Genomic DNA, 26,322 nt, shown 5'->3' with positions numbered 1-26,322 from the left:
TCCGCCCTCGGCGGAGCGACGTCCGGGTTCACCGCGCGGACGCGGTCGCGCACCCCGTGGAGCGACGGCTTCGCGCAGCCTCGCCACGCGGAGCGGCGGAGCCGTGCAGCATCCGCTCCCACATCCGGCGCAGGGCGCCGGCGGGACGCGGGACGATCTGCTCGGCGTGCTCCTTCACGAAGCGACGGCGTTCGACCGCCTGCCGCAGCTGTTCCTGGTCGAACTCGGTGACCTTGTAAGCGAGGTACGGGTGCTCGTACATGACATCTCCTCTGTCGGATGTCCTTAGACTCCGCTCTGAGGCACCCCCTCGACATCGGGAGGATGCCCTATCTTCCCGATACCGGCGCCTCAGACCGACGCGAGTAGCGTGGATCCCATGCGCATCCCCGCCGCGATCCGCGCCCCCAAGCGCTCCCCGCTGCTGCAGGTCGTGAAGTCGGCGGCGGCGACCATCGCGGCCTGGCTGCTCGCGGGCTGGGTCGTGCCCGGCCAGCTGCCCGTGTTCGCGGCGATCGCCGCCCTGCTCGTGGTGCAGCCCAGCATCAACCAGTCGCTGTCGAAGGCGCTCGAACGCAGCATCGGCGTGATCGTCGGAGTCGTGATCGCCGTGGCGCTCGGCCTCCTGCTCGGATCCCCGAGCTGGATCGTGCTGCTCGCGATCGTCGTCGCGATGCTCGTCGCCTGGGTGTTCCGCGCGACGCCCGGCACCGGCAACCAGGTCGCCATCTCGGCGATGCTCGTGCTCGCCCTCGGCTCCACCCCCGACTACGCTCTCGCGCGGATCTTCGAGACCCTGATCGGCGTCGCGATCGGCATCGTCGTCAACGCCGTCATCGTGCCGCCCGTGCTCGTCGCCCCCGCTCGCCGCGACCTCGGGCTGCTGGGTGGAGAGCTCGCAGCGAGCCTCGACCGTCTCGCCGACGCTCTTCCCGAACCGCAGACGCCGGCGCAGCTGCAGGAGCTCATGCTCGAGGTGCGCCTGCTGCGGCCGATGAGGGATGCCGCTGCCGCATCCATCGCGGCCGGAGAGGAGTCGCTCACCCTCAACCCGCGTCGGTCGACGCACCGCAGCGACCTGGTCGAGATGCGTGCGCTGCTCGAACGGCTCACGCCGATCGTCACGCAGACCATCGGCATGACCAGGGCGTACTTCGACCACTACGACGACTCGATCGGTCAGGAGCCTGCGGTCGCGGCGATCGCCGACCAGCTGCGGCGCGCCGGCCACGACGTGCGCCTCGCGGTGCAGATCGCCGACGTCGCACGCGAACCCGAGGCGCTGACCTCCGCGATCCCGGCTCTCACGGCTCCCCTCGTCATCCGCCCGCCGTCGTCCGCGCACTGGATCCTCATCGGATCGCTCATGGAGGATCTCCGCCGCATCCGCGAGCAGCTCGTCGACGAGGACTGATCCCGCGCCTACCCTGGAGAGATGCCAGGGATGACCGTCGACACCGCCCGCGCCGAGCTCGCCGCGCTCGAAGACCCGAAGATGCGCGCCGCGAACGAGAAGCGCGGCGACGACCACGGCATCAACCTCAGCCGCATGCGCGCACTCGCGAAGCGCATCAAGACCGACCAGCCGCTCGCGCAGGAGCTGTGGGCCACCGGCGACACGGCGGCCCGGCTGCTGGCGCTGCTGATCTGCACGCCCAAGGCGTTCACGGCCGACGAGCTCGACGCCATGCTGCGCGAGACCCGGCCGCCGAAGGTGAACGACTGGTTCGTCAACTATGTCGCGAAGAAGACGCCCCGGGCCGAGGAGATGCGGCAGCGGTGGTTCGACGACGCAGATCCGACGGTGGCGGCCGCAGCGTGGGCGCTGACGAGCGTGCGGGTCGCGAAGGACCCCGACGGCCTCGACCTGCCGGACCTGCTCGATCGGATTCAGCGCGACCTGCAGACGGCTCCGGGGCGTCTGCAGTGGTCGATGAACGAGACGCTGGCGACGATCGGGATCTTCCACCCCGAGCTCCGCGCGCGGGCGCGGGACATCGGAGAGCGTCTGCAGGTGCTGGCCGACTACCCGACCGCGCCCGGATGCACGTCGCCGTTCGCGCCGATCTGGATCGACGAGATCGTGCGGAGGCGCGAGGGCTGAGCGCTGAGGGAGCGACCGGATCGATGCGCACGCTCCGATCCGGTCGTTCCCTCAGGGAGCCGTCACTCGCTCCGTCGGCGTCGCACCACCAGGAGCAGGATGCCGAGGGCGAGGAGCCCGACGGCGATGCCGACGATCGCCCAGGCCACGACGCCGCCGGTGACGGCGAGCCCGACCGGAGGGTTCGTCGGCACGAGGACGTCGTCCGGGGCCGAGGAGATCGGCTCGCACGCTCCGACGCAACCGATCACCGTGCCGAACGCCGTCGCGACGTTGCGGATATCGCCGGCCCGCGTGTCCGCGGCCGTGGCGGTGTAGTCGCCTTCGCACTGCGTCGACTCCCCCGGAGCGAGCAGAGTGACCTGACAGGTCACATCGACCCCCGCCGAGACCAGCATGGGGTCGTCGACTCCCACGTCGCGCAGAGTGATCGTCCCGGTGTTCGTGACGAGGAAGCCGAAGACGATGCGCTCACCGGCGTCGGCCGACGCGTCGCCGTCACGGTCAGCGAGCGTGAAGGTCTTCTCGATCGACAGGCGTGCCGCACCGGCCGTCGTCGTCTCCGTCGAGTCGTCGTCGCCGACGGCGGGCCCGCTGGGCGGGGTCGCCGTCACCGCCGCCGTGTTGCGCACCGCGCCGGCATCGACGTCGGCCTGGCTGAGCAGGTACAGGATCGGGCCGCAGTCCATCGATCCGCCGACGGGCAACGCGGTCTGCGGGCAGTCGACACCGCCGCCGAGAAGCGGATCGGTCAGCACGACATCCGCCAGCGGCACGGTGCCCGCGTTCGTCACCGTGAAGGAGAACGCGATCGTGTCGCCCGGCGTCACCTGGCCGTCGCCGTCGGCGTCGACCACCTCGCCCGCGCGCTTGTCGAGCGTGATCCGCGGCGCCGGCGCGGTGACCGGAGTCGAGGTCGAATCCTCGTTCGACACCACCGCGTCACCATCGGGATCCACACCCGACGCCGTCGCCGTGTTCGACACCGCCCCCGCCGCCTCATCCGCGGCCGTGACCACATACACCGCATCCGCCGTGCACGACGCCACCGCACCCACCGCGAGAGCAGTCACGTCACACGTCACCGCACCCGCCAACGGATCATCCACCACGACACCCGTCACCGGCACGTTGCCCGCATTCGTCACCGTGAACGAGAACGCGATCGTGTCACCCGCATCCGTGAGCCCCGACCCGTTCACATCCACCGGCACACCCGCCGACTTCTCCAACACCAACTCCGGCAGCGACTCGATCACCGTGACGGAATCCTGCGGCGAGGCGATCGGGGCTCCACCGGGGAGCACCCCCGTCGCGGTAGCGACGTTCACGAGGTCGTCAGCGGCATCGAGATCCTGCTGCGTGATCGTGTGCGAGCCCGAACAGGTCGTCGTCGCTCCGGGAGCCAGCGTCGTCACCGGGCAGGTCGCGGCGGTATCCAGCTGATCGTCGTCGATCGCGAGATCGTCGATCCGCACGTTGCCGGTGTTCACGACGACGAAGGAGTACTCGACCACGTCGCCGACGGCCTTGTACGACGCCGTCGGGGTCGACTTGTCGATCGTGAGCGACGGAGCGGCCGCGACGGTCGGCACCGCCTCGTCATCGCTCGCACTCACCGGCGGCGCACCCGACGTCGGCGTTCCCGTCGCGACGGCCGCCGTGTTCGGCATCGACCCGCGCGCCGCATCCTCCGCGGTGACCTCGACCGTCGCCGTGCACGTCATGATCTCTCCCGGAGCCAACGTCGACCCCAGGGGAGGATTACAGGTCAGCGGCGGGAGACCGGGCTGCGGATCCGCGATGTGCACGTCGGCAAGGGGCACATCCCCGGTGTTGGTCACCGTGTACGAGTACGTCACCGTGTCGCCGAGCGTCACGGCGGTGTCCGGTGCGGACTTCTCGATCGAGAGCGAGGGCGAACAGGGATCGCAGCGGATCTCCGTCGTGGCCGCCGTGCTGCGCACCTCGGCGCCATCCGGACTCTGCCCCACCGCTTCGGCGGTGTTCGACAGCACACGCGACGTCCCGAGGTCGGCCGCCGTGATCGTGTAGGGCGCGCGGCACTGCGTCGTCGCGCCCGGGGCGAGGGAGAACGCCCCTGGTGTGCCGGCATCGCAGGTGATCGGACCGAGCCCCGGGAACGGATCGTCGATGGCGACACCGTCGATCTGAGCGGTCCCGGTGTTCTGCACGTCGAACGTGTAGGTGATCTGCTGCCCGACGTGGTCATACGTCGCCGGATCCGGCGTCTTGGTCAGGCTCATCGCCGCGACCGGCACACTGAGCACCATCTGCATGATCCCGAAGCCGTCTCCCGTGGTCTGCGTTCGCAGGGTCAACTGCTGCGACCCGTTCGCGACGAGCCCCGGCGGCACCGTGAAGGACTTGACGTCGATGTTCTGGTTGCTGGGCCAGCTCGGATCGGCGCCCGGGAGGTTCGTGCCGTCGGCAGCCGAGATGAAGAAGTTCGTCGTCGAGCCGGTATTCGGCTCGGGAACACGGTTCGCGGCCGCGCCGCCGTTGATCGAGAACGTGTCGTTCTGCACGTCGACGTCACCCTCTGTGGCGATGATGCCCGCGACGACGTCGTTCCCGTCGAGAATCGGCGGGGTGCTCACGGTCTGCGTGGTCGGAGCGGCATTGGCGACCTGCACGTACTGGCCCTCGAGCACGGTCACCGCGTGGGCGACGTGCCCGGCCGGGATGTCGACTCCGTCCGGCCACTCGTACACGACCGTGAGACCCCACCCCAGGGTGCTGTTCCTGTTGGGGTTCACACGCCAGATCGGAGCGTTGCCGACCCAGACGACCTGGCTCCCCGTCTTGCCTGCGAACTGCGACGTGATGTCGGCCGAAGACGCGAGCCACCGGTTGGGCTGCCCGGCCCCGTTGTCCGAGAGCGACGCCCTGCCCGGGTCGGGGGACACCGACGTGTACGTCGGCGCGGCTGTTCCCACCGACACCACCACGGGAAGGTTCTCGCTCCCGGGGTTCCAGCCGTTCACGGGGGTGCCCGACCCGGAATCGGCGTAGCCGCCCCACGACAGCTGTGCCCGCACGACCCGCGCCCCCTGGGGAATCGCAACGACCGACGCCGATGAGTTGTTCGTGCTCGCCACGGCGTCGGCGTCCAGAGGCTGCATGGGGCTGTTCCCGTTGGACTGGCCGGAGGCGATCGTGTGCCCACAGGCCGGGTTGCACTGCGCGAGGGCATTGCCCGCCTGCACGAAGCCTCCGACGACAGTGGCGGAGTACGTGGGCGTAAGCGGTCGAGGCGCCGCCGACGCAGCCAGCGGCACCGCGACGACGACGAGCGCGGCGATGAGGATGACCGCGATCATCCCTGCGATGACTCGCGGCATGCGGTTCAGGGTGTTCGTCGCGATGCTCATCGCGCTCGCTCTCTGTTCGGTGGCGGGATCGTTCGGCTCCACGGTGCCGCCTTGTGGCAGGGCGACTCGTCGGTCTGCCTCGGAGACAGCGATCGGGACGCTGTTCGACGTGTTCGGCCGTGGGCTGGGCAGGAACGATGTTCGTTGAATCTCGAAGAAGCCGTCAATCTGCGCGCCATGGATCGATCAGATATATCCCTGTTCAGGTGCCATTTTTCACCTAGTCCAATATGCCGGAACAGCACAGAACGCATTCATGTGGATCCACTTCGCCGACTGCCGTCCGCCGTCGCTCCGACAGCGCATACCGCTGAGTCGCGCCGACGGTCGCCGTACGCTGAGACCATGAGCACGCACATCGCCGCAGAGCCCGGCCAGATCGCCCCCGTCGTCCTGTTCCCCGGCGACCCGCTGCGGGCGAAGTGGATCGCCGAGACGTTCCTCGACGATGCGGAGCTGTACTCCGAGGCCCGCGGGATGCTGGGATTCACCGGCACGTGGGAGGGCCACCGCGTCTCGGTGCAGGGCTCGGGGATGGGCCAGCCCTCGATGGCGATCTACGCCAACGAGCTGTTCTCCGACTACGACGTGCAGACGATCGTGCGGGTCGGTTCGTGCGGCGCCCTGACCGAGAAGCTCGCGGTGCGCGACATCGTCATCGCGAACGGTGCCTGCACCGACTCGGGCATCAACCGTGTGCGGTTCCACGGTCTCGACTACGCCCCCGTCGCCGACTTCGGCCTGCTGCGCGCGGCGGTCGAGGCGAGCGAGTCGGAGCCGATCGAGTCGGCCGTGCACGTGGGGTTGCTGTTCTCGAGCGACCAGTTCTACAGCACCCGCCCCGAGCTCACGGAGCCGTTCGTGAAGCACGGTGTGCTCGGGGTCGAGATGGAGGCCGCGGGCCTCTACACGCTCGCCGCGTACTACGAGCGCCGCGCCCTCGCGATCTGCACGGTCTCCGACCACATCGTCACGGGCGAGGAGACCACGGCGCAGGAGCGCGAGCAGACGTTCGGCGACATGATCCGCATCGCGCTGCGCGCCGCGACCTCGGTCTGAGGGCTGGGCTGGGCTGTCCGCTGTCATAACTCCGGAAAATCCGCCGATCCCGCTCGGACAGGCCGCCTGCCTGCTCGAAGCGAGCCGTTTCTCCGGAGTTGTGACGGGATGAAAGGATCGGAGGATGCTCGACCCGACGACCCTGCCCGACGGCTCCGACGCGGATGCCGTCTACACGGCGTTCGTGGAATGGGTCGAGTCCACCGGTATCAGCCTCTACCCCGCGCAGGACGAGGCTCTGATCGAGATCGTCTCGGGCAACAACCTCATACTCTCGACGCCCACCGGCACGGGGAAGTCGCTCGTCGCGGTCGGCGCCCACTACGCCGCGCTCGTCGAGGGGCGCCGCTCGTACTACACCGCTCCGATCAAGGCCCTCGTGAGCGAGAAGTTCTTCGCCCTGGTCGACGTGTTCGGGGCCGCGAACGTCGGCATGATCACGGGCGACTCCTCGGTCAATGCCGACGCGCCGATCATCTGCTGCACGGCCGAGATCCTCGCGAACCTCTCGCTGCGCCAGGGGTCGGATGCCGCGGTGCACCAGGTCGTCATGGACGAGTTCCACTTCTACGCCGACCCCGACCGCGGGTGGGCCTGGCAGGTGCCGCTGCTCGAACTCCCCCAGGCGCAGTTCGTGCTGATGTCGGCCACTCTCGGCGACGTGACGCAGCTCGCATCCGACCTCACCCGCCGCACCGGCCGCGACACGGCATCCGTCACGGGCGTCGAACGGCCTGTGCCTCTGCACTACTTCTACGAGACCACGCCGATCCACGAGACGATCGACGATCTGCTCGGCACGGGACAGGCGCCGATCTACGTCGTGCACTTCTCGCAGGCGGCGGCGATGGAGCGGGCGCAGGCGCTGTCGAGCACCAAGGTCGCGACGCGCGAGCAGCGCGACGAGATCGCGGCGCTGATCGGCGGGTTCCGCTTCACGACGGCGTTCGGCAAGACGCTCTCGCGCTTCCTGCGCGCAGGCATCGGCGTGCACCATGCCGGGATGCTGCCGAAGTACCGCCGGCTCGTCGAACAGCTCGCGCAGCGCGGACTGCTGCGCGTGATCTGCGGCACCGACACGCTCGGCGTCGGCATCAACGTGCCGATCCGCACCGTGCTGCTCACGGCGCTCACGAAGTTCGACGGCACCCGGATGCGGCAGCTCAACGCCCGCGAGTTCCACCAGATCGCCGGGCGCGCGGGCCGCGCCGGGTACGACACGGCCGGAACCGTGGTCGCTCAGGCTCCGGAGCACGAGAGCGAGAACATCGCGGCGATCAAGAAGGCCGGCGACGACCCGAAGAAGAAGCGCAAGATCATCCGCAAGAAGGCGCCCGACGGATTCGTGTCGTGGGGCGAGCCGTCGTTCCGCAAACTGATCGATGCCGATCCCGAGACGCTGACCTCGCACATGCAGATCACGAGCGCCATGATGCTGAACGTGATCGCCCGCGGTGGCGACGTGTTCGCGAATATGCGCGCACTGGTATACGACAACCACGAGCCGCGCGCACGGCAGCGCGACCTCGCCCGACGCGCCATCGGCATCTACCGAACGCTGCTCGAATCCGGTGTCGTCGAGCGCACCGATGACGGCGACATCCGCCTCACGGTCGATCTGCAGCCGAACTTCGCACTCAACCAGCCGCTGTCGCCGTTCGCCCTCGCGGCGTTCGAACTGCTCGACCCCGATCCGGCGGCCGGCACCGGCACCGGCTCGTACGCGCTCGACATGATCTCGATCGTCGAATCCACCCTCGACGACCCCCGCGCCGTGCTGGGACAGCAGGAGTTCCTGGCCCGCGGCGAGGCTGTCGCGGCCATGAAGCGCGAGGGCATCGAGTACGACGAGCGCATGGAGCTGCTCGAGGAGGTCACGTATCCGAAGCCGCTGGACGAACTGCTGACCGCGGCCTTCGAGACCTACAGCGCGGCGCAGCCCTGGATCCGCGACTTCGAACTGCATCCGAAGTCCGTCGTCCGCGACATGTACGAGCGCGCCATGTCGTTCGGGGAATATGTCGCCTACTACAAGATCGCGCGCTCCGAGGGCGTGGTGCTCCGCTACCTCTCCGATGCCTATCGCGCGGCCTCGCAGACGATCCCCGAGGAGCTCAAGGACGAAGACCTGCGCGACCTCATCGAGTGGCTGGGCGAACTCGTGCGCCAGGTCGACTCGAGCCTGCTCGACGAATGGGAGGAGCTCGTCGCGGGCGTGCCGCAGGATCACGACGACGAGCCGATCGTGCCGCCGGCCCCGAAGCGCCTCACCGCGAACGTCCGCGCCTTCCGCATCCTCGTGCGCAACGAGCTGTTCCGTCGGGTACAGCTCGCCGCGCGCGACGACGTCTCCGCGCTCGCCGAGCTCGACCCCGCGTTCGGCGCCGACGCCTGGTCGGATGCGCTCGACGGCTACTTCGCCGACCACGACGAGATCCTCACCGGGCCGAACGCCCGCAGTTCGCAGCTGCTGCTCCTCACCGAGGGCGCGACCGAATGGACCGTGCGTCAGATCATCGATGACCCGGCCGGCGACCACGACTGGGGCATCTCCGCGACGGTCGACCTCGCCGCCTCCGATGAGGAGGGCGTCGCGGTCGTCACGGTGACGGGCGTCGACCGGCTGTAGCGGCTCGATACCCGCGCAGGCGGTCCCACAGCGGCAACGGGTCGAACAGCACCCCGAGTTGCAGCCGCACGAGAATCGCGTGCAGTGCCAGGCACAGCGCGATCACCACTGCGGTGAGGACGATCGGCTCGACCGCCTCGACCACCGGGGTCGTCCGCCATCCCGTCGCCCGCAGCACCTCGTCGATCAGCGCGAGCGGGATCATGTGCAGCACGTAGATCGGGAGAGTGCGCTGCCCGATCCATCGCAACGGCCGCGCGACCGCCGACGCGTGCCGATCGACGAGCGCGCACAGCGCCACCCCGCACGCGACCGCGAGCACCGCGAGCAGCGGCCAGACACCGGGCCAGCCCCGCATCCCGAGCACCCCCACCACCGCGGTCGCGCCGGCGAACCCCGCGGCGAGCGCGAGAGCGCGCAGGATGCCGGTGGACGCGGCGAACCGTTCGACCGCGTCGCGCAGCCGCAGCCCGGCGAGGAAGAAGAACAGGTTCTGCACGACCTGCCACAGGTTTCCGAGGTCGGGCATCAGCCCGGCCGCCGCGAACGCCGCCACCACGAAGGCGACCGGCAGCACGAACGCCGTCGGGAGGTCCCGGGTCAGACGGGCGATCACGAGGTACACGGCGAGCGCGAGCAGATACCAGAGGTTCGTGGGACTGATCGTGAGCTGAGCCAGCAGCTCCCATCCGTCCGTCGCCCGCGCGGTGTCGAAGTCGGGGGTGAGCGCGAGCACGACGGTCTGGATCAGCACCCAGATCACGTACACCGACAGCAGCCGCACGGCGCGCCGTCGCCACGACGCGCCGTCGACGGCGAGGATCGCACGCCCGGCGAACATCCCCGAGATCAGGAAGAACAGCGGCATCCGCAGGGGGAGCAGCTGCGCGTTGAGGGTCGCCCAGGCATCCGTCACCGACCCTGCGCCCGGCGCATCGATCGCATGCTTCGTGACGACGTGCCACAGCACCACGAGGATGATGCACAGCCCCTTCGCGACATCGGGCCATCCGACGCGGGCCCTCACCGCCCCGGCACCTCGGCTGCCCGCACGAGGCGGTCGACGAGGTCGACGTACGACACCCCAGCGGCCGCGAACATGCGCGGAACCTGCGATGCGGCGGTGAGTCCCGGCATCGTGTTGACCTCGTTCAGGATCGGGCCCTCGTCGGTGAGGAAGAAGTCCATGCGGGCGACGCCGGCGCACCCCAGCGCGTCGAACATCGTCAGCGCGGCACGGGTGAGCGCCGCGTGCTCGTCAGCGGTGAGCGCCGCGGGCACCGTGAAACGCGCGGTGCCGTCGTACTTCGTCGCGGTGTCGAACAGGCCCTCAGCCTCGATCTCCAACGGCGGCGCCGCCCACCGCACTCCCCCGGCCTCGCGAATCACCGCCACGTCGATCTCCCGCCCCCGCACGACCTCCTCGACGAGGATCCGGCGGTCGAACCGCGCGGCCTCGTGCAGCGCGATTGCGAGCTCCTCGGGCTCGCGCACTAGGCCGACCCCGTAGCTCGACCCCGCCGACACGGGCTTCACGACGACCGGGCCGTCGACGTCGCGCCAGGCACCGGAGAACTCGACATCGCCGATCTGCGACGCATCCACGACCCGTCCCCGCGCCACACGGAGACCCGCCGCCTGCGCCACGAGCTTCGTGGCCCACTTGTCCATGCCGATCGCTCCCGCGCGCGGACCGGACCCGACGACCCGCACCCCCGCGAGCGCGCACAGCGCCGCGAGAGCGCCGTCCTCGCCGAGGGCGCCGTGCACCGCCGGGAACACGACATCGATCTCGGCGAGCACGGGCAGGATCCCGGCGAGCGAGAGCGCCGGCGTACCGGCATCCGCTCGTCCCGACATCGTCCACACGCCCTCTCGCGAGATCGTGACCTCGATCACCTCATGACCGCCGCGCAGCGACTCGGCCACCGCGGCGGCCGAGGCGAGCGACACCTCGTGCTCGGCGTTCTGGCCCCCTCCGATCACGAGCACCCTCACGCGACTCCCTCCTGCCCGCGCGCACCGCGCAGGAGATCTCCCGCTGCGAAGGATGAGATCGCCGCATCCGTCCTTCGGTTCGTGAGATCTCCTTCGATCCCGCGCTGCACGCGTGCCCCGATGCCCGTCACGATCGTGTGCGGGATGCTGTCGGCCCACCGCGCCCACTCCCGGATGCTCGGCACGGCCCCGCCCTCCGGCCCGAACACGACGGCCGTGGCGCCGCGCGGCACGACCCTGTCGCCCGTGTCGACGACGATCTGGTCCATCGAGACGCGGCCGACGATCGGACAGCGCACGCCGTCGATCGCGACGGATGCGCCCGGGGCGAGCTCGCGAGGGATGCCGTCGGCATAGCCCACGCCGACCACGGCGAGATGCGTCTCGTTCGACGTCACGAACGCACCGCCGTAGCCCACGGGAGTGCCCGCGGACGCGACCCGACTGTGCACCACGGATGCCGTGAGCCGCCCCGCTCCGCACAGCTCCACCGACTCCGAGGGGTCGATGCCCACGAGCCCCGCGCCGACGCGCACCAGGTCGAAGTGCGTCGAGGGATCGGTGAGGGCGGCCGAGGTCGCGGCGAGATGCACGATCAGCGGCCCGAAGCCCGCCCGCAGCACGGCGTCGCGCGCGTGACGCAGGCGCAGCACCGCAGGGGCGTTCGCCGCGGGATCGGCCTCGTCCGCACGCGGCAGATGCCCCATCACGCCGACGACCTCGATGCGACCCCGACCGGCTCGCGCGATGTGCAGCAGCTCGGCCCAGTCCTCGAGCGGCACACCGCCGCGCGTCATCCCGGTGTCCATGTGCAGGTGCACGCGCACGGGATCGGCGACGCCGGCGGCATCCGCGATCAGCTGTCGCATCTCGTCGAGCGACCCGACCGCGATGTCGATGCCCGCCGCCGAGACCTGGGCGGCGTCGACACCCGAGGGGTTGAGCCAGGCGAGGATCGGCACGTCGAGCCCGGCCTCGCGCAGGGCGACGCCGTCGACGGCATCCGTCACTCCCAGCCATTCCGCACCCGCCGCGACCGCCGCCCGTGCGACGGCGACCGACCCGTGCCCGTAGCCGTCAGCCTTCACGACCGCCATGATGCGCGCACTCGTCACCGCGCGGACGCGGGCCGTGTTGGCGGCGACCGCGGCGGGGATCGTGTGCAGTGTCGGCGCGTGCATGCGAGACAGGCTGAGCCGCTGCGACGAGGTCGGTGGGGCGGGGATCGTCGTGGTCATCGCTGCGTCCTCGGGTCGGTCGTGGGGTCGTCGTACATGAGCGGGCAGCCGTTCGCGATCGCGGCGGGACGCAGCTCGAAGTGCCAGCGCTCGTTGGCGTAGATCTGGCACAGGCCGAACTCGGCGCCGTGGCGCGCCAGCCAGTCCTGCGCGGCGACGGGCCCGAGGTCGACCGCGCCACCCGAGACGTGCTCGGAGTTCTCGGGCGTCGCGACCCAGCGCGCCGCCTCCTCCTCCGAGCCGTAGGTCGCGACCGCATCCCTGCGGAGCTGCTCCTGATACGCCGCCGAGCGCCATCCGCTGTTGACGTGCATGCGCACGCCGTCGTCGTCGGCAGCGGTCGCCGCGGCACGCACCGCGGCGAGCAGATCGGAGTCGAGGTTCGTGACCGCGGGCACGTCGTCGAACACCGTCACAGCGCCCTCGTGGCGGATCAGACCGTCGGCCTCGGTGACCGTACCCGACGACACGGTGGATGCGGAGGCGAGCGACTGCTGGCCGATCACGGCGATCGAGCCGGCGACGGCCGAGGCGAGCAGCACGACGCCGACGGTCGTGACGAGGCGGCGACGCCGGAGGACGGAAGAGGTGTTCATGGTGCCCAGTCAAGAAGGGAGCATGTTGCGAGGTCGTATGCGGTTTTGCATACGTTCCCGATATGTCGGGGTGCGTAAGCTCTGAGCACATGGGAGCCCTGTCGTGCGCGTGCTGATCGTCGAGGACGAGCCGTACCTCGCCGAGGCCGTGCGCGACGGACTGCGCCTCGAGGCGATCGCCGCCGACATCGCGGGCGACGGCGACACCGCGCTCGAACTCCTGAGCGTCAACGCCTACGATCTCGCGGTGCTCGACCGCGACATCCCCGGCCCGTCCGGCGACGACGTCGCCCGCTGGATCGTGGCCTCGGGCAGCGGCATCCCTATCCTCATGCTCACGGCGGCCGACCGTCTCGACGACAAGGCCTCGGGTTTCGAGATCGGTGCCGACGACTACCTCACCAAGCCGTTCGAGCTGCGTGAGCTCGTGCTCCGGCTGCGTGCCCTCGACCGGCGCCGCCAGCGCGTGCGTCCGCCCGTGCTCGAGATCGCCGGTCTGCGTCTCGACCCGTTCCGCCGCGAGGTGTTCCGCGAGGGACGCTACGTCGCCCTCACCCGCAAGCAGTTCGCGGTGCTCGAGGTGCTCGTCGACGCCGCCGGCGGTGTCGTGAGCGCCGAGGAGCTGCTGGAGCGCGCGTGGGACGAGAACGCCGACCCGTTCACGAACGCCGTGCGCATCACGGTGTCGTCGCTGCGCAAGCGCCTGGGCGAGCCGGGACTCATCGTCACGGTGCCGGGCGTCGGCTACCGGATCGGCACGGAAGGACAGACGGATGCCGTCGCCGACGCGTAGACGCCGGGGCATGAGCGCCCGGTGGAAGCTCACGCTCAGCTACGCGGGCGTCGTCGTGGTCTCGGGGGTGCTGCTGCTCGCGGCGGTCGCGCTGTGGCTACTGCGGTACGTGCCGGATGTGAACATCGTCACGACGATCGACCTGTTCGTGCCGAATCGCTCCGACCTCATCCGCGCGTTCATCCCGGCCGCGATCATCGTCATGATGGTGCTGCTCGCGATCGGGCTCGGCGGAGGATGGCTGCTCGCCGGACGGATGCTGGCACCGCTCGGCCGCATCGGACGCGCGGCGCAGCTCGCCGCCCAGGGATCGCTGTCGCACCGGGTCGACCTGGAAGGACCGCGCGACGAGTTCCGCGACCTGGCCGACGTGTTCGACACCATGCTCGAGCAGCTCGAGGCGCACGTCGCCGAGCAGCAGCGGTTCGCCGCGAACGCCTCGCACGAGCTGCGCACCCCGCTCGCGATCTCGCAGACCATGCTCGAGGTCGCCCGCGACGACCCCGACCGCGACGTCGACGCGCTGATCGCCCGCCTGCACGAGGTCAATGCGAGGGCGATCGAGCTCACCGAGGCGCTGCTGCTGCTGAGCCGCGCCGAACGCCGCGTGTTCACGCGCGAACCGCTCGACGTGTCGCTGCTGGCCGAAGAGGCTGTCGAGACCCTGCTGCCCCTCGCCGACCGTCGGGCTGTGGCGATCGACGTCGGGGGCGACACTGCACACGTTCTCGGCAACCCCGCACTGCTGCAGCAGCTCATCACGAACCTCGTGCACAACGCGGTCGTGCACAACCTGCCGGCGGAGGGCACGGTCGTGGTGCGCACGCACGTGCTGCCCGAGGCCGTCGCGCTCGTGGTCGAGAACACCGGAGCGCTGCTCGCGCCGCACCGGGTCGCGACCCTCGCCGAGCCCTTCCAGCGCGGAGCCGAGCGCGCCCGCGACGAGGATCACGCCGGCGTCGGCCTCGGCCTCGCGATCGTCCAGCGCATCGCCCAGGCCCACGACGGATCGCTCGTGCTCACCCCGCGCCAGGGCGGCGGCCTGAACGTGACGGTGTGGCTCCCGCATCCGTACGCCGGGCCGGGCGCCTGACTCCTGCGGGTGCGCCCGGAGATCCGCCCGCCGGCGTCCCGTTCCGTGCGCACACTCCGGGGGGCCTGACCCGTTACAGTCCGGGGGGCGACACGCCAGATGTCGGACGTTTTCCCCGGAAACGTCCGCCGTGTGGCGTGTCGGCCCCCGGAACGTCAAGGCCGGAGGGCGGATGCCGGGGTCAGGCCACCTCGCCGCGGCGCGAGGCGAGCTCGCGGCCGAAGGTCCGCGCGTCGGACTCCGCGTTCTCCTTGAGCTCGCGCGCCGTGTCGGCGAAGGCGTCGAGCGCAGGGTTCACGCCCACCAGCGTGAACGGCCGCTGCACGACGCGCAGGTCGAGGCCCCAGACATCCTCCAGCACGCGGCGCAGCCATGCGGTCGAGTGGTCCCAGCCCTCCTTGGGTGTGCCGGGGGCGTAGTTACCGCCGAGCACGGTCACGAGCGTCGCGGGCTTGCCGCGCAGCGCCGTGCCCTGCGGGTCGATGCGCGGGTCTGTGTAGGAGAGGTCGAACCAGGTCTTGAAGTGCTGCGAGACGCCGTAGTTGTAGAGCGGCACCGCGAAGAGCAGGGCGTCGGCGCCGATCAGCTCGTCGGCGAACGTGGTCGCGAGCGCGCGGGCCTCGACCTGCGCGGGCGTGCGCTGTGCCTCGTCGACGAAACCGCCGGTCACGGCGTCGGCCCACGCGGTCGCCGGCACGGGGTCGGCGGCGAGATCGCGGCGGGTCACGGTGGAGTCGGGGTGGGATGCCGTCCACTCGGCCTCGACGAGGTCGGCGAGCGATCGGCTGGCGGACGACGCGGGCAGGATGCTGGCATCCAGGCGGAACAGGGACATGACGGTGCCTTTCGTTTTTCGTAGTCGCTCTGTTTTTCTTAGCGACTCGGGTTAACGTAGCACAGGTAGAATGAAGTCATGTCCGAGCCCGGTCACGATCTGAACAGGTGCGACGCCGCCGTCACCCTGGCCTTTAGCGTGCTCGGAAAGCGATGGAACGGCATGATCCTGGCGTCGCTCGGGGGCGGCCCATCGACGTTCGTGGCCCTGCGGCGCGCGGTCACCGGCATCAGCGACACCGTGCTGTCGGATCGGCTCGGCGAACTGACCGACGCCGGCCTCGTCGAACGCTCCGTCGACGCGGGTCCGCCCGTCACCGTCTCGTATGCGCTCACCGACGGCGGCCGCGGCCTGCTGCCGATCCTCGACCAGCTCGGCGCCTGGGCCTCCGCGACACTGGAGGCGCCGGCGCGGTAGGCCCCGGCATCCGATCCCGGGGCATTCGTCGCCCAGCCCCTGCAGAAACGCTCGTACGATTCGGGGGCCGACACGCCAGATGCCGCCCGCATCCGGCAGAAACGTCCGACATCTGGCGTGTCGGCCCCCAGAACGTCACGGGCCTGAACGTCACGCCCCAGAACGTCACGGACGCGAACGCCCCCGACGCCCCCGACGGCGCCGGTGTCAGGTCACCAGGGGCTGGGCTCGTAGTCCTTGAGGAAGACGCCGAAGACGTCTTCGCCGGCCTCACCGCGCACGATCGGGTCGTACACGCGGGCGGCTCCGTCGACGAGGTCGAGCGGGGCGTGGAACCCCTCCTCCGCGAGGCGCACCTTCGTGTAGTGCGGGCGCTCGTCGGTGATCCATCCCGTGTCGACCGCGGTCATGAGGATCCCGTCCGTCTCGAGCATCTCCCCCGCACTCGTGCGCGTGAGCATGTTGAGCGCGGCCTTCGCCATGTTGGTGTGCGGATGCCCCGGGCCCTTGTACCGGCGCGAGAACTGCCCCTCCATCGCCGACACGTTGACCACGTACTTCCGGTGCGACGACGACGCCGCCATCGAGGCGCGCAGGCGGCTGATGAGCAGGAACGGCGCTGTGGTGTTCGCGAGCTGCACCTCGAGCATCTCGAGCGGATCGACCTGGTCGACCGACTGCACCCAGCTGTTCACGCGGTTGACGTCGGGCACGAGGCCACCCGCGTCGATCGCGGTGCCGTCGGCGTGCTTCTCGAGAGACGACGACCCGGGGGCCATCGCGAGACGCGCGAGGTCTTCGGCGGTGAGCGCCTGACCTCCCTGCTCGGCCACCGTGCCGCCGAGCGCGGCGACCGACAACAGCGGATGCGCATCGACCGACGCCTGCAGCGCCTGAGGATGCGGGTCGGCGGTGTGCCCGAACGTCTCCATCTCGGGCAGCGGTCCGTCGGGAAGAGGCTGCAGCTCGGCATCCGCGAGCAGCGAGTACGCACCGGGCGAGCGGCGCACGGTCTGCGCGGCGTTGTTGATGAGGATGTCGAGAGGACCCTGCGCCGCGACCGAGTCGGCGAGGCCGATGACCTGGGCCGGGTCGCGCAGGTCGATGCCGACGACGCGCAGACGGTGCAGCCAGTCGGCAGAATCGGGCAGCGCCGAGAAGCGACGGACGGCATCCCGCGGGAAGCGCGTGGTGATCGTGGTGTGCGCACCGTCGCGCAGCAGCCGCAGCGCGATGTGCATGCCGATCTTCGCGCGTCCGCCGGTGAGCAGGGCGCGCTTGCCGGTGAGGTCGGTGCGGGCGTTGCGCTTGCCGTGGCTGAAGCGCGCGCAGTCGGGGCAGAGCTGGTGGTAGAACGCGTCGACGATCGTGTAGGGCTGCTTGCAGATGTAGCAGTTGCGGGGCTTGAGCAGCTCGCCCGCGATCGCCGAGTCGGCGACGCTCGAGGCGAGGTCGTTGCCGCGCGTCTCGTCGTCGATGCGGTCGGGTGCGCCGGTCGCGGTGCGCGCGACCACGGCCTTGTCGGCTTCGGCGATCGCGTCGCGGATCTGCTTGCGGCGCACGCGCTTGACGTCCTTAAACATCGCGGCGGTCGCCTGACGCACGGCGATGAAGTCGGGATGCTCGTTGTCGATCGTGTGCAGCTCACGGAGCACGCGCAGCGTCGTGGCGAGGTCGTCCGGGTCGAGGCCGGCGCCGAGTTCGGGGTTCGCGTCGGTCACTGTCCCGATTTTACGCGAGAGACCTGGGCGCCGGCCGCGGGTGGTCGTCATTCCGCCGAACCCCGCGGAGGCGCAGAATGTCTGCATGACCGCATCCGATCCGCACCTCCTCGGCCCGGGGCTCCTGCCGACCCCGTTCACCGCCGACGAGATCCGCGACGCGACCGGAACGGGAAAGACCATCCGCATCCGCGTCGACCGACCCGACGGCACCCATGCCCTGCGCGTGAACCTCTTCCGTGACGCGGATGCCGAGGGCGCGACGCTCGAACGATGGGACGAGTCGGCGCCGGGCGACGTCGCGGCGAACCGCGTGACGTGGACCGAACTGCAGGGTCACGCGGCCTTCGACGCCACGACGACCAGGGTGTCATCCGAGACGATCACGACCGAACTCGGAGACCTCGTCTGCCTGCGCTACGACACGACCGACGGCGTCTTCTGGTTCTCCCTCGAGCACCCGGGGATGCCGGTGCGGTACGAATCCGGGGGCGCGCGAACGACCGTGATCGAGATCGCGCGCGACTGACCCCGGGGCCACTCACACGGCACCTCCCGTCGGAATCCGCGCTGGATCCCGACGGGAGGTGCCGGACGGGAGGCGTCACGTGGGCGACGCGAGGGTCAGTGCCCGGCAGCCCCCACCACCACGAACTCGTTCGGGGTGACGTCGAGAGTCACGTCGGCCGTCACCTCGCCGGTGTGCAGATCGACGGCGAGGATGCGGTCGGACGCCGGCTCCGTGACGTAGGCGATGTCGCCGACCACCCGGAGCCCCGGGTGCGGCTCCTGCCACTCGGCCGGGCTCTCCCAGGGCTCGATGACATCCCACGAATCGACGATCTCGCCCGACTCGTCGAGCACGTTCAGCGAGCCGTCTGCGGAGAGGACGACGATGTCGTCGTGCGCGCTGCGGCCGACGCCCCGCCAGGTGTACTCGATGCCCTCGGGCAGGTCGACGATCGACATGCTCTTCGCGGCCGTGTCGACGAGCGCGAGCGCCGACAGCAGGTAGCCCTCCTGGTCGGGATCGGTCTTGTAGTCCATCGCCGCGATCGCACTCGTGTCGGTCACGTAGGCGTTGCCCGAACGGCCGAAGGCGTCGGGGGCGGCGACCTTCGTGAACGCGCCGTCGTCGAACACGAGCGCCCCGTTCTCGCATCCGAACACGACGACCTCGCCCTTCAGCGCACCCTCGCCGTGCACGCCGGGGCACTCCTCGTTGCGCGCGAGCTCCGCGCCCCCGGCATCCAGGTGCCGCACGCCGCTGCGCGACTCCGCAGTGCCCAGCGTCGAGAGCAGCGTGCCGTCGGAGAGCTCGATCGCGACGCCGTGATGTGCCTGCTCCGACGCGATCGTGTCGAACGCGGGGAGCGTTCCGGTGCCGATCGCGTCGGTGTCGAACACGCGCACCTCTCCGGTACCGTCGTCGAACAGCGCGGTGCGTCCCGCGTGCGGGGTCGCGTGACCCGCGGCTTCGGCCTCGAAGACCTCGCCGGTCAGCTCCACGGCATCCGAGGCGAGCCCGGTGTCGAGCACGTGGAAGCCGTCGGCCGCGGTGACGAAGACGTGACCGTCGTGATCTCCGGCGCCGTTCACGCGCAGGAAGCCGCCGAGATCGACCGTGTCGACGGTCTCGAGCGTCTCGCCGTCGAGCACCGCGACGCCGCCGTCGTAGGTGACCGCGATGCGGGTGTCGCTCTCGTGCGCGTGTTCGTCGGGGGCCGCGGACCCTCCGGATGCCGTGGGGGCGGCGCCGGCGCATCCGGCGAGCGCGACCGCGACGACCGCGGCCAGTGCGCCGGCGGCGAGGCGGCTGTGGGCAGGTCGGGACATGGGTGTTCTCCTTCTTCTGGTGGATCTCTCGGGGTGACGGCTGCGCCGTCGGGGTGTCTCTCGACGTGAGGGGTGCGCGGTCGATCGTCAGCCGACGAGCTGGACGTGCCAGGGGTCGAGGCCGGTGAACGCGCGGGTGACGACGGCGTCGTCGCGGTGGTCGATCTCGTGGATCGTGCCGGAGGCCGGATCCGAGACGTAGGCGTGCTCGGCGTCGACGAGCAGCGTGATCCGGGCGCGGGCGTCGGGGTCGGCGAGCGAGGCGGATACGAGCGGTGCGGTGCGGGCGAGTTCGGAACCGTCAGCGCCGAGGACGCGGATCGTGCCGTCGTCGGCGACCACGACGGTGCGGCCGTCGTCGTCGCCGAGCGCTGCCGCCGCGACGAGGGGCGCATCCGTGGGCAGCAGGGTCCAGGTGCGCGCTCGGGAGTCGAGCAGCCAGGCTCCCCCGTCGCCGGCGACACCGGCGAGATCAGGGCGGTCGGCGCGTCCTCTCAGGGCGCTGGGGGCGGGCGCGCCCTCGGTGTACGGGATGGCCTCGGCGACCAGCATCCCGCCGACCTCGCGGGTGACGAGCACGGCGCCGTCGGCGCACGCGATCACCGCGCCGACGCGGGTGATGTCGACGTCGAAGGGGTCGACGCATGCGCTGCCCGCTCCGGTCGGGGAGCCGGTGGCGTCGAGCACGTCGACCGTCGATCCGGTGGCGGCGAGCAGGTGCCCCGCGAAGGGCACGACGAACTCCGCCGTGGTCGCCAGCGGGATCCGCGCGGGCTCCTCGTCGCCGACGGTCTCGTGATCGACGAGCGCGAGGCCGTCGGAGAACAGCACGGCGGTGGCGTGGTCGCCGATCGTGACGCGAGGGCTGCCCGCGCCCTCGACCGTCTCGACCGGACCCGCCGCACCGAGGAAGGAGTGCGAGTGGTCGCCGTGCGGCACGGTCCAGCGGCCGGAGTCGATGATCTCCACGCGGGCCTCGCCATCGGACTCGTGCGTGCGGTAGGCGAAACGCCCCTCGCCGAGCACGTCGCCGTCGCCGTCGATGCTCTCGCGGTCGTCGGCATCGAGGTCGAGGATCGTGATCGCTCCCCGCTCGTCGGCGACGAGGAGAGCGGATGCCGGGGCCGCGACCTCTTCCGCGCCGCCGCCGTCGACGCCGTCAGCCGCGGGGATGCTCGGGGTCGGCGACGCCGTCGACTCCGCCGGTGCGGAGCAGGAGGTGAGCATGGCGGCGGCGAGCAGGGTGGCGGCGGTGGCGGCGGTCGCGGCGGTCGCGGTGAGGGATCGGGGCACGTCCTCACCCTATTGAGAACGATTCTCAATCTCAAGTTGGTGCGGGGTGTGGCGCGGGGACGCGCGGGTTGCGAAGGAGATCTCGCGCTTGGAAGGAGGAATGCTCCGGATTCCTCCTCCCGAGCGCGAGAACTCCTCCCGACAGGGTGCGGGTCTCGACGCAAGACGGGACGACATGGCGGCGAGAGGATGCTCGGGAGCCGCCGCGACGTCGGACCCCCGGCGTAGGGTCGGAACATGAGCAGCCACGTCGCATCCCCCGGAGTCGTCCCGTCCTACCTGCTCGCGCGCCTGGCCGAGTCCGGCCGTTACCCGCGTGCGGCCGCCGCCGCGCGGCAGACGCTGACTGCCGGGCGACCGCCCTTCCGCGCCCGCATAGACCTGTCGATCGACGAGAACGGCGACCTCGTCGCGCAGCTCTCCGACGCACCGAACCGCACGATCAGCGACGCCGCGAACACGCAGACGCTGCCCGGCGCCGTGGTCCGCTCCGAAGACGACCCGCCCGTCGACGACGCCTCGGTCAACCAGGCCTTCGACGGGCTCGGAGCGACGTTCGAGCTGCTGCTGTCGGCGTTCGCCCGCAACTCGCTCGACGATGCCGGGGCGCCGCTCGACGCGTCCGTTCACTACGGGGTCGACTACGACAACGCGTTCTGGGACGGCCAGCGCATGGTCTTCGGCGACGGCGACGGCGAGGTCTTCACGGGGTTCACCGCATCGACCACCGTGATCGGGCACGAGCTCGCGCACGGCGTCGTGCAGCACACGGCGAACCTCGAGTACCAGGGGCAGCCGGGCGCGCTCAACGAGTCGATCGCCGACGTGTTCGGCGCTCTCACCGAGCAGTACCTGAACGACCAGAGCGCGGCCGACGCGACCTGGCTCATCGGCGCGGAGATCTTCACGGATGCCGTCGAGGGCGACGCGCTGCGGTCGATGATCGCCCCCGGCACGGCCTATGACGACGACGAGCTCGGCAAGGACCCGCAGCCCGACCACATGAGCGGCTTCGTGCGCACGACGGAGGACAACGGCGGCGTGCACATCAATTCCGGCATCCCGAACCGGGCGTTCGCACTCTTCGCGATCGATCTCGGCGGCAAGGCATGGGAGACCGCGGGCACCGTCTGGTACCGGGCCCTCACGGGCGGCCTGTCGAGCACCGCGACGTTCACCGAGTTCGCCGACGCCACGGTCGCGGCCGCCGGCGCCGTCGACGAGGCCACGGCGACAGCCGCTCGACGCGCGTGGACGACCGTGGGAGTCTATGGAGATGAGCCAGCCCGAGGCACCGACTGACGCGAGCGACGCGAGAGTCGTCATCGTGGTCGTGCGCACGGGCGGCATCGCCGGCATCCGCCGTCAGTGGCAGGTCGAACCCGACCCCGCCGATGCGCCCGAGTGGATCAGCATGGTCGACGAGTGCCCGTGGGACGACGACGCGGATGCCGGGCGCGGCGCCGACCGGTTCGTCTGGGTGATCCGCGTGCGCACTCCTGACGAGCACCGCGAACGCGAGATGCCCGACTCGGCCCTCGACGGCCCCTGGCGGGCGCTCGTCGACGCCGTGCGCGCGGCGTCCGACTGACAGGGCACAGGCTCGAAACGTCGTCGACGCGGCGTGCGGCATCCGGCATCCGGCATCCGGCATCCGGCATCGCGGCGGCATACCCTGGATGCCGAGACAGTCGAACCGAGCCGGTACGGAGGACACCATGCTGACATCCGAGGAGGCCACGCGGCTGCTGGGCCTCGCCCGCGACGCTCACGCCCGCGGCGATCTGCTGCTGCACCTGCACCTCGAGGTGAGCCGCCTGACCGGCGAGCCTTCATCATGGGGATCGGCGTCGAATGACTACGTGCAGAACGAGAGCGTCGGCTACTTCCTCAGCGAGGTCGAGCGCCTCGGCTGGCGACTCGAGCACACCGGCTACACGTTCGTCGAGTCCGGCGCCACGACCTCGCAGCGGATGCTGAGCACCGGAACGGGCGTGGTGAACCACGGTGCCGTCTCGGGTTACTTCACCTTCCGCCGGGCGGCATCGGACTGAGCCACAGCATCCGATCAATCCCGTGTGAATCCGCGCTCGACCCGCGCGCGCGGGGTGACAATGGGACGCATGGGACTGTTCCAGCAACGACCCGAAGAAGAAGAGAAGCAGTGGGCGCTGCCCTCCGAGCCTCTCGAGCACGGCGAGTCCGAGGTGCTCGGCACCGCGCCGTCCGTCGACCCGCTGTCGATCGGCCTCGGCGCCGAGACGACCGGGGATGTGAGCTCGATCGTCTTCCCGGTGGCCCCGCCCGCGCCCTCGGCCGTCTCGACCGAGAACCGCGAGCCCGAGCCGGAGGACTGAACCCGCGCACCGCCGCTGCGCTCGGCCTTTTGCCCTTCCCTCGGCCCGATCACGCGAATGTGGCCGAGGCAGGAGCGAAAAGCCGAGGGGCGGTGCCCGAGGGCGTGGCCGACGCCGTGCGCGGCCGGGGTCTGTCGGCCGTCGCGGCTACGGTGGAGGGATGACGATCACCGCCGCCGCAGACGGCTCCGCGCTGGGCAACCCCGGTCCCAACGGGTGGGCCTGGTACATCGACGAGGCGAACTGGGCCGCCGGCGGGTCTCCGCACGGCACGAACAACCAGGGCGAGTTGCGCGCTGTGCTCGAACTGCTGCGGGCGACGGCCGGCATCGACGAGAAGCTGTTGATCGAGTGCGACAGCCGCTACGTGATCGATTCGGTGACCAAATGGATGCCGGGATGGAAGCGCAAGGGCTGGCGCAAGTCCGACGGCGGACCCGTGCTGAACCGCGACCTCCTCGAGGGCATCGACGAGGCGATCCGCGGGCGCGATGTCGAGTTCTCCTGGGTCAAGGGCCACGCCGGACATCCGCTGAACGAGGCCGCCGATGAACGCGCGAACGCCGCCGCGAAGGCGTATCAGCAGAAGCAGGAACCGCGACGCGGCCCGGGCTTCACGCTCGCGACGGATGCCGGAGCTGCCGCCGCGGGATCGGCTCCGATCGCCGCAGGGTCGACGACGGCCGCAGGCTCGTCCGCCGACGTCGATACCGGTTCGACCCTGGTATCCGAGGCCGCCGACGACGGATGGATCGCGCCCGACGAGTCCGCGTGGGCGGATGCCGTCGAGACCGATGCCGCACCGGCATCCGCCCCGGCGTCCCCCGCCACCCCCCACATCGAGCCGCTGTGGGCGGAGACCGCAGACCTCTTCGACGGGTTCGGCGACGACCCGGCATCCGATCCCGTCGATGTCCGGCTGACACTCACCGCCGAGGAGCATGCGCGCCTGACCGACCGAGCGAGCGCGCAGGGCATCACACTCGACGAGGCGCTGCGCCGCCTGATCTGACCCGCCGACCCGACGACGCAGAGCCCGCGTACACTCGCCCCATGTCGAAGACGAACGTCGCCCGCACGGTCGGCCGCGTCATCCTCGGCGCCTTCCTCGTGTTCACCGGGGTCGCGCATCTGACGTTCGCGCGCGCCGAGTTCCGGGCACAGGTGCCACCGTGGGTGCCGCTCGACATCGACGTGGTCGTGGTCGTGTCGGGCGTGGTCGAGGTCGCGCTGGGCGTCGCGCTGCTCGTCGCCCGCCGACACCGTCGCCTGGTCGGCATCGCCACGGCACTGTTCTTCGTCGCGGTGTTCCCCGGCAACATCGCCCAGTGGCTCGAGCACCGCGACGCCTTCGGCCTCGACACCGACACGGCGCGGTTCGTGCGCCTGTTCTTCCAGCCGGTGCTCATCGCCCTGGCGCTGTGGTCGACGTGGATCCCGCGCCGCGGCTGCCGCCCGGCTCGCGAGGAACCAGGTGCGGCGTCATAACTCCGGAGAATCGACCGGGAACGCAGAAGAACCGGCCGGTTCCGCGACGGAACCGACCGGTTCTCCGGAGTTGTGAGATTCAGACGCTGAGCAGTTCCCGCTCGAGTCGGTCGTACGACGCCTCCATGCCGTCGGCCATGCCGGTGGCGAGGATCATGTCGCGCGTCTCCTTGTCGGGGTACTCGACGTAGAGCGTGATGAGCGTCGCGCCGTCCTCCTCGTACAGGTTGAGGTCGTTGAGCGTCTCGACGGGCATCCCGATCATGCGCTCGGTCTGCACCGAGCGACGAGGGGCGTCGATCACGAGCGCCTCACCCTCGAAGCCGAAGGGCTGGCCTTCGGTGTCGCCGACCGGCGCCCAGGAGGTGCGGTACGCCTGGCCGACCTCCGTCGCGATGACGCACTCGGTCATCTCCCACCCGTCGGGTCCGAGCAGCCACTTCTTCATGAGCTCGGGCTCGTTGTGGGCGCGCCACACCAGCTCGCGAGGTCCGTCGACGAGGCGTGTGATGCGCACGTGGGTGTCGTCGAGGATGTCGACGCGGGTGCCCTTGCCCTGCGCATAGTCGCGGAGGTCCTGCAGCACGACGTCGAGCTGAGCCATGGCCATGCGGATGCCCTCGCTCTGCCCCATCTCGACGACCTGTTCGAGCGCCTCGACCGAGTCGAAGTGGCTCGTGGTCACCATGCGGGTGCCGTCGACGGTCGACTCGAACGCGAACGTCATGCGCTGCGCGGGGAAGCCCTCGAGCGGGTTGCCGTCGGCGTCGGAGAACGAGTCGAGCACCGTGAAGCCGGTCGGCTCCTCGATCGAGAGGAACTCCCACGACCCGGATGAGGCTTCGCCGCGTGGGCCGTTCATGGTGTAGTTCGCGCGCCCGCCGACGGAGTGGTCCCAGGCGGTGAACGTGGCGGGCCACCCGGGAGGACCCCAGAAGCGCTCGAGTTGACGCGGGTCGCTGTACGCGCTCCAGACCCGTTCGATCGGCGCCGCGAAGTCCGCGACGACGGTCATGGTGAGGGTGTCGGCATCGGTGGTGATGTCGGTGACAGGCATGTCAGTCTCCTTCTTCGGTTCGTGAGGTGCTGCTGGTGTCGTCGGAGTCGGTCGAGCGCACGGGCTCGGCCAGGATGTCGTCGAGGCGGGCGATGCGCGATCGCCACAGCTCTTCGTATCGGGCGAGGAGCGCCCTGGCGCGGGCGATCATCTCGGGGTTCGCGCGGACGAGCCGCTCGCGTCCCTCGGCGCGCTTGACGATGAGGTCCGCTGCTTCGAGCACGGCCACGTGCTTCTGCACCGCGGCGAACGACATCTCGTATTCGGAGGCGAGGGTCGAGACGGACTGCTCCCGCTCGATCGTCCGGCGCAGGATGTCGCGCCGGGTCGACGTCGCCAATGCGTGGAACACACGGTCGACCTCCGCTTCGCTCAGTTCTTGTTGTGCAACCATTTGGTTGTACGTTAGACCC

26 protein-coding genes are annotated in these 26,322 nt (G+C 70.4%); 14 read left to right on the top strand and 12 right to left on the bottom strand.

The features are described 5' to 3' along the window. Positions 1 to 28: 28 nt before the first annotated feature. Positions 29 to 262, bottom strand: a complete 234-nt coding sequence (locus tag ACIPYT_RS06150) for a hypothetical protein (RefSeq protein WP_401071654.1) — start codon at positions 260 to 262, stop codon at positions 29 to 31. A gap of 117 nt (positions 263 to 379) precedes the next feature. On the opposite strand from ACIPYT_RS06150, the gene ACIPYT_RS06145 reads away from it, so the two are divergent. Together ACIPYT_RS06145 and ACIPYT_RS06140 are read left to right on the top strand one after the other, a co-directional pair. Beyond that, entirely contained in the window at positions 380 to 1,414 is a 1,035-nt protein-coding gene (locus tag ACIPYT_RS06145) for an aromatic acid exporter family protein (protein ID WP_401071652.1), read from the top strand. Between the two features lie 21 nt (positions 1,415 to 1,435). Then, a complete protein-coding gene (locus ACIPYT_RS06140; RefSeq protein WP_401071650.1) occupies positions 1,436 to 2,104 on the top strand; it encodes a DNA alkylation repair protein in 669 nt (222 codons plus the stop codon). Between the two features lie 62 nt (positions 2,105 to 2,166). Here ACIPYT_RS06140 and ACIPYT_RS06135 read toward each other — a convergent pair whose 3' ends face one another. Further along, positions 2,167 to 5,469: a hypothetical protein gene (locus ACIPYT_RS06135; protein WP_401071648.1), complete on the bottom strand. Its 3,303-nt coding sequence runs from the start codon at positions 5,467 to 5,469 to the stop codon at positions 2,167 to 2,169. 375 nt (positions 5,470 to 5,844) lie between these two features. Between ACIPYT_RS06135 and deoD the strand changes: the two genes are divergently transcribed. Together deoD and ACIPYT_RS06125 are read left to right on the top strand one after the other, a co-directional pair. Then, complete coding sequence (gene deoD, locus ACIPYT_RS06130; RefSeq protein WP_401071646.1) at positions 5,845 to 6,558, top strand: purine-nucleoside phosphorylase; 714 nt, start codon at positions 5,845 to 5,847, stop codon at positions 6,556 to 6,558. A gap of 124 nt (positions 6,559 to 6,682) precedes the next feature. Beyond that, on the top strand, positions 6,683 to 9,187 hold the full coding sequence (locus ACIPYT_RS06125) for a DEAD/DEAH box helicase (RefSeq protein WP_401071644.1): 2,505 nt from the start codon (positions 6,683 to 6,685) through the stop codon (positions 9,185 to 9,187). Here the strand turns inward: ACIPYT_RS06125 and ACIPYT_RS06120 are convergent. The 4 genes from ACIPYT_RS06120 to ACIPYT_RS06105 are packed head-to-tail and all read right to left on the bottom strand — an operon-like array spanning position 9,159 to position 13,019. After that, positions 9,159 to 10,214 (bottom strand): acyltransferase family protein, encoded by a 1,056-nt coding sequence (locus ACIPYT_RS06120; protein WP_401071642.1) that lies wholly within the window; start codon positions 10,212 to 10,214, stop codon positions 9,159 to 9,161. The two genes, ACIPYT_RS06125 and ACIPYT_RS06120, sit on opposite strands and share 29 nt — an antisense overlap. Next, positions 10,211 to 11,185 carry a D-alanine--D-alanine ligase gene (locus ACIPYT_RS06115; RefSeq protein ID WP_401071640.1) on the bottom strand — a complete coding sequence of 325 codons (975 nt, stop codon included), beginning with the start codon at positions 11,183 to 11,185 and terminating at the stop codon, positions 10,211 to 10,213. The genes ACIPYT_RS06120 and ACIPYT_RS06115 overlap by 4 nt, the downstream gene beginning before the upstream one ends. Next, a complete protein-coding gene (gene alr, locus ACIPYT_RS06110; RefSeq protein WP_401071638.1) occupies positions 11,182 to 12,423 on the bottom strand; it encodes an alanine racemase in 1,242 nt (413 codons plus the stop codon). Before alr ends, ACIPYT_RS06115 begins: the two co-directional genes overlap by 4 nt. After that, entirely contained in the window at positions 12,420 to 13,019 is a 600-nt protein-coding gene (locus tag ACIPYT_RS06105; RefSeq protein ID WP_401071636.1) for a M15 family metallopeptidase, read from the bottom strand. The genes alr and ACIPYT_RS06105 overlap by 4 nt, the downstream gene beginning before the upstream one ends. A gap of 103 nt (positions 13,020 to 13,122) precedes the next feature. Between ACIPYT_RS06105 and ACIPYT_RS06100 the strand changes: the two genes are divergently transcribed. Together ACIPYT_RS06100 and ACIPYT_RS06095 are read left to right on the top strand one after the other, a co-directional pair. After that, entirely contained in the window at positions 13,123 to 13,812 is a 690-nt protein-coding gene (locus tag ACIPYT_RS06100) for a response regulator transcription factor (protein WP_401071634.1), read from the top strand. Between the two features lie 10 nt (positions 13,813 to 13,822). Then, positions 13,823 to 14,905: a sensor histidine kinase gene (locus tag ACIPYT_RS06095; RefSeq protein WP_401071632.1), complete on the top strand. Its 1,083-nt coding sequence runs from the start codon at positions 13,823 to 13,825 to the stop codon at positions 14,903 to 14,905. Between the two features lie 181 nt (positions 14,906 to 15,086). On the opposite strand, the gene ACIPYT_RS06090 is transcribed toward ACIPYT_RS06095, so the two are convergent. Then, positions 15,087 to 15,740: an FMN-dependent NADH-azoreductase gene (locus ACIPYT_RS06090; RefSeq protein WP_401071630.1), complete on the bottom strand. Its 654-nt coding sequence runs from the start codon at positions 15,738 to 15,740 to the stop codon at positions 15,087 to 15,089. 78 nt (positions 15,741 to 15,818) lie between these two features. Between ACIPYT_RS06090 and ACIPYT_RS06085 the strand changes: the two genes are divergently transcribed. Next, a complete protein-coding gene (locus ACIPYT_RS06085) occupies positions 15,819 to 16,157 on the top strand; it encodes a winged helix-turn-helix transcriptional regulator (RefSeq protein ID WP_401071628.1) in 339 nt (112 codons plus the stop codon). 212 nt (positions 16,158 to 16,369) lie between these two features. Here ACIPYT_RS06085 and ACIPYT_RS06080 read toward each other — a convergent pair whose 3' ends face one another. Further along, on the bottom strand, positions 16,370 to 17,929 hold the full coding sequence (locus tag ACIPYT_RS06080; protein WP_401074754.1) for an SDR family NAD(P)-dependent oxidoreductase: 1,560 nt from the start codon (positions 17,927 to 17,929) through the stop codon (positions 16,370 to 16,372). 34 nt (positions 17,930 to 17,963) lie between these two features. Here ACIPYT_RS06080 and ACIPYT_RS06075 point away from each other — a divergent pair, with 34 nt between their 5' ends. Then, the gene (locus tag ACIPYT_RS06075; RefSeq protein WP_401071626.1) at positions 17,964 to 18,407 is read left to right on the top strand and encodes a hypothetical protein; all 444 of its coding nucleotides are present in this window, start codon (positions 17,964 to 17,966) and stop codon (positions 18,405 to 18,407) included. A gap of 95 nt (positions 18,408 to 18,502) precedes the next feature. Here ACIPYT_RS06075 and ACIPYT_RS06070 read toward each other — a convergent pair whose 3' ends face one another. Together ACIPYT_RS06070 and ACIPYT_RS06065 are read right to left on the bottom strand one after the other, a co-directional pair. After that, entirely contained in the window at positions 18,503 to 19,714 is a 1,212-nt protein-coding gene (locus tag ACIPYT_RS06070) for a hypothetical protein (RefSeq protein ID WP_401071624.1), read from the bottom strand. 87 nt (positions 19,715 to 19,801) lie between these two features. Continuing rightward, positions 19,802 to 21,007 carry a hypothetical protein gene (locus tag ACIPYT_RS06065; protein WP_401071622.1) on the bottom strand — a complete coding sequence of 402 codons (1,206 nt, stop codon included), beginning with the start codon at positions 21,005 to 21,007 and terminating at the stop codon, positions 19,802 to 19,804. A 237-nt stretch (positions 21,008 to 21,244) separates the two neighbouring features. On the opposite strand from ACIPYT_RS06065, the gene ACIPYT_RS06060 reads away from it, so the two are divergent. The 6 genes from ACIPYT_RS06060 to ACIPYT_RS06035 all read left to right on the top strand — a co-directional run bounded on the left by ACIPYT_RS06060 (position 21,245) and on the right by ACIPYT_RS06035 (position 24,852). Beyond that, the gene (locus tag ACIPYT_RS06060; RefSeq protein WP_401071620.1) at positions 21,245 to 22,309 is read left to right on the top strand and encodes a M4 family metallopeptidase; all 1,065 of its coding nucleotides are present in this window, start codon (positions 21,245 to 21,247) and stop codon (positions 22,307 to 22,309) included. Continuing rightward, positions 22,284 to 22,598, top strand: coding sequence for a protealysin inhibitor emfourin (locus ACIPYT_RS06055; RefSeq protein WP_401071618.1), 315 nt, complete (start codon positions 22,284 to 22,286; stop codon positions 22,596 to 22,598). Before ACIPYT_RS06060 ends, ACIPYT_RS06055 begins: the two co-directional genes overlap by 26 nt. Positions 22,599 to 22,725: 127 nt before the next feature. Then, positions 22,726 to 23,061, top strand: a complete 336-nt coding sequence (locus tag ACIPYT_RS06050) for a hypothetical protein (RefSeq protein WP_401071616.1) — start codon at positions 22,726 to 22,728, stop codon at positions 23,059 to 23,061. Between the two features lie 69 nt (positions 23,062 to 23,130). Next, entirely contained in the window at positions 23,131 to 23,364 is a 234-nt protein-coding gene (locus tag ACIPYT_RS06045; RefSeq protein ID WP_401071614.1) for a hypothetical protein, read from the top strand. A 160-nt stretch (positions 23,365 to 23,524) separates the two neighbouring features. Beyond that, positions 23,525 to 24,376 carry a ribonuclease H gene (locus tag ACIPYT_RS06040; RefSeq protein WP_401071613.1) on the top strand — a complete coding sequence of 284 codons (852 nt, stop codon included), beginning with the start codon at positions 23,525 to 23,527 and terminating at the stop codon, positions 24,374 to 24,376. A gap of 41 nt (positions 24,377 to 24,417) precedes the next feature. Further along, positions 24,418 to 24,852 (top strand): hypothetical protein, encoded by a 435-nt coding sequence (locus ACIPYT_RS06035; RefSeq protein ID WP_401071611.1) that lies wholly within the window; start codon positions 24,418 to 24,420, stop codon positions 24,850 to 24,852. A gap of 79 nt (positions 24,853 to 24,931) precedes the next feature. Here ACIPYT_RS06035 and ACIPYT_RS06030 read toward each other — a convergent pair whose 3' ends face one another. Then, entirely contained in the window at positions 24,932 to 25,909 is a 978-nt protein-coding gene (locus ACIPYT_RS06030) for an SRPBCC domain-containing protein (protein ID WP_401071608.1), read from the bottom strand. A gap of 1 nt (position 25,910) precedes the next feature. Then, entirely contained in the window at positions 25,911 to 26,303 is a 393-nt protein-coding gene (locus ACIPYT_RS06025; protein ID WP_401071606.1) for an ArsR/SmtB family transcription factor, read from the bottom strand. Between the last annotated feature and the right edge of the window lie 19 nt (positions 26,304 to 26,322).

It is taken from the genome of Microbacterium sp. NPDC089695 (genome assembly GCF_044749085.1).
GTDB lineage: Bacteria > Actinomycetota > Actinomycetes > Actinomycetales > Microbacteriaceae > Microbacterium.
This window is presented reverse-complemented; position numbering and strand designations above follow the sequence as displayed.

What these genes read in the sequence shown, in the direction of transcription:
- ACIPYT_RS06150 (WP_401071654.1), bottom strand. Translation starts at nt 262, where the DNA reads ATGTACGAGCACCCGTACCTCGCTTACAAGGTCACCGAGTTCGACCAG.
- ACIPYT_RS06145 (WP_401071652.1), top strand. Translation starts at nt 380, where the DNA reads ATGCGCATCCCCGCCGCGATCCGCGCCCCCAAGCGCTCCCCGCTGCTG.
- ACIPYT_RS06140 (WP_401071650.1), top strand. Translation starts at nt 1,436, where the DNA reads ATGCCAGGGATGACCGTCGACACCGCCCGCGCCGAGCTCGCCGCGCTC.
- ACIPYT_RS06135 (WP_401071648.1), bottom strand. Translation starts at nt 5,469, where the DNA reads ATGCCGCGAGTCATCGCAGGGATGATCGCGGTCATCCTCATCGCCGCG.
- deoD (WP_401071646.1), top strand. Translation starts at nt 5,845, where the DNA reads ATGAGCACGCACATCGCCGCAGAGCCCGGCCAGATCGCCCCCGTCGTC.
- ACIPYT_RS06125 (WP_401071644.1), top strand. Translation starts at nt 6,683, where the DNA reads ATGCTCGACCCGACGACCCTGCCCGACGGCTCCGACGCGGATGCCGTC.
- alr (WP_401071638.1), bottom strand. Translation starts at nt 12,423, where the DNA reads ATGACCACGACGATCCCCGCCCCACCGACCTCGTCGCAGCGGCTCAGC.
- ACIPYT_RS06105 (WP_401071636.1), bottom strand. Translation starts at nt 13,019, where the DNA reads ATGAACACCTCTTCCGTCCTCCGGCGTCGCCGCCTCGTCACGACCGTC.
- ACIPYT_RS06095 (WP_401071632.1), top strand. Translation starts at nt 13,823, where the DNA reads ATGAGCGCCCGGTGGAAGCTCACGCTCAGCTACGCGGGCGTCGTCGTG.
- ACIPYT_RS06090 (WP_401071630.1), bottom strand. Translation starts at nt 15,740, where the DNA reads ATGTCCCTGTTCCGCCTGGATGCCAGCATCCTGCCCGCGTCGTCCGCC.
- ACIPYT_RS06085 (WP_401071628.1), top strand. Translation starts at nt 15,819, where the DNA reads ATGTCCGAGCCCGGTCACGATCTGAACAGGTGCGACGCCGCCGTCACC.
- ACIPYT_RS06080 (WP_401074754.1), bottom strand. Translation starts at nt 17,929, where the DNA reads ATGACGACCACCCGCGGCCGGCGCCCAGGTCTCTCGCGTAAAATCGGG.
- ACIPYT_RS06075 (WP_401071626.1), top strand. Translation starts at nt 17,964, where the DNA reads ATGACCGCATCCGATCCGCACCTCCTCGGCCCGGGGCTCCTGCCGACC.
- ACIPYT_RS06070 (WP_401071624.1), bottom strand. Translation starts at nt 19,714, where the DNA reads ATGTCCCGACCTGCCCACAGCCGCCTCGCCGCCGGCGCACTGGCCGCG.
- ACIPYT_RS06060 (WP_401071620.1), top strand. Translation starts at nt 21,245, where the DNA reads ATGAGCAGCCACGTCGCATCCCCCGGAGTCGTCCCGTCCTACCTGCTC.
- ACIPYT_RS06055 (WP_401071618.1), top strand. Translation starts at nt 22,284, where the DNA reads ATGAGCCAGCCCGAGGCACCGACTGACGCGAGCGACGCGAGAGTCGTC.
- ACIPYT_RS06050 (WP_401071616.1), top strand. Translation starts at nt 22,726, where the DNA reads ATGCTGACATCCGAGGAGGCCACGCGGCTGCTGGGCCTCGCCCGCGAC.
- ACIPYT_RS06045 (WP_401071614.1), top strand. Translation starts at nt 23,131, where the DNA reads ATGGGACTGTTCCAGCAACGACCCGAAGAAGAAGAGAAGCAGTGGGCG.
- ACIPYT_RS06040 (WP_401071613.1), top strand. Translation starts at nt 23,525, where the DNA reads ATGACGATCACCGCCGCCGCAGACGGCTCCGCGCTGGGCAACCCCGGT.
- ACIPYT_RS06035 (WP_401071611.1), top strand. Translation starts at nt 24,418, where the DNA reads ATGTCGAAGACGAACGTCGCCCGCACGGTCGGCCGCGTCATCCTCGGC.
- ACIPYT_RS06030 (WP_401071608.1), bottom strand. Translation starts at nt 25,909, where the DNA reads ATGCCTGTCACCGACATCACCACCGATGCCGACACCCTCACCATGACC.
- ACIPYT_RS06025 (WP_401071606.1), bottom strand. Translation starts at nt 26,303, where the DNA reads ATGGTTGCACAACAAGAACTGAGCGAAGCGGAGGTCGACCGTGTGTTC.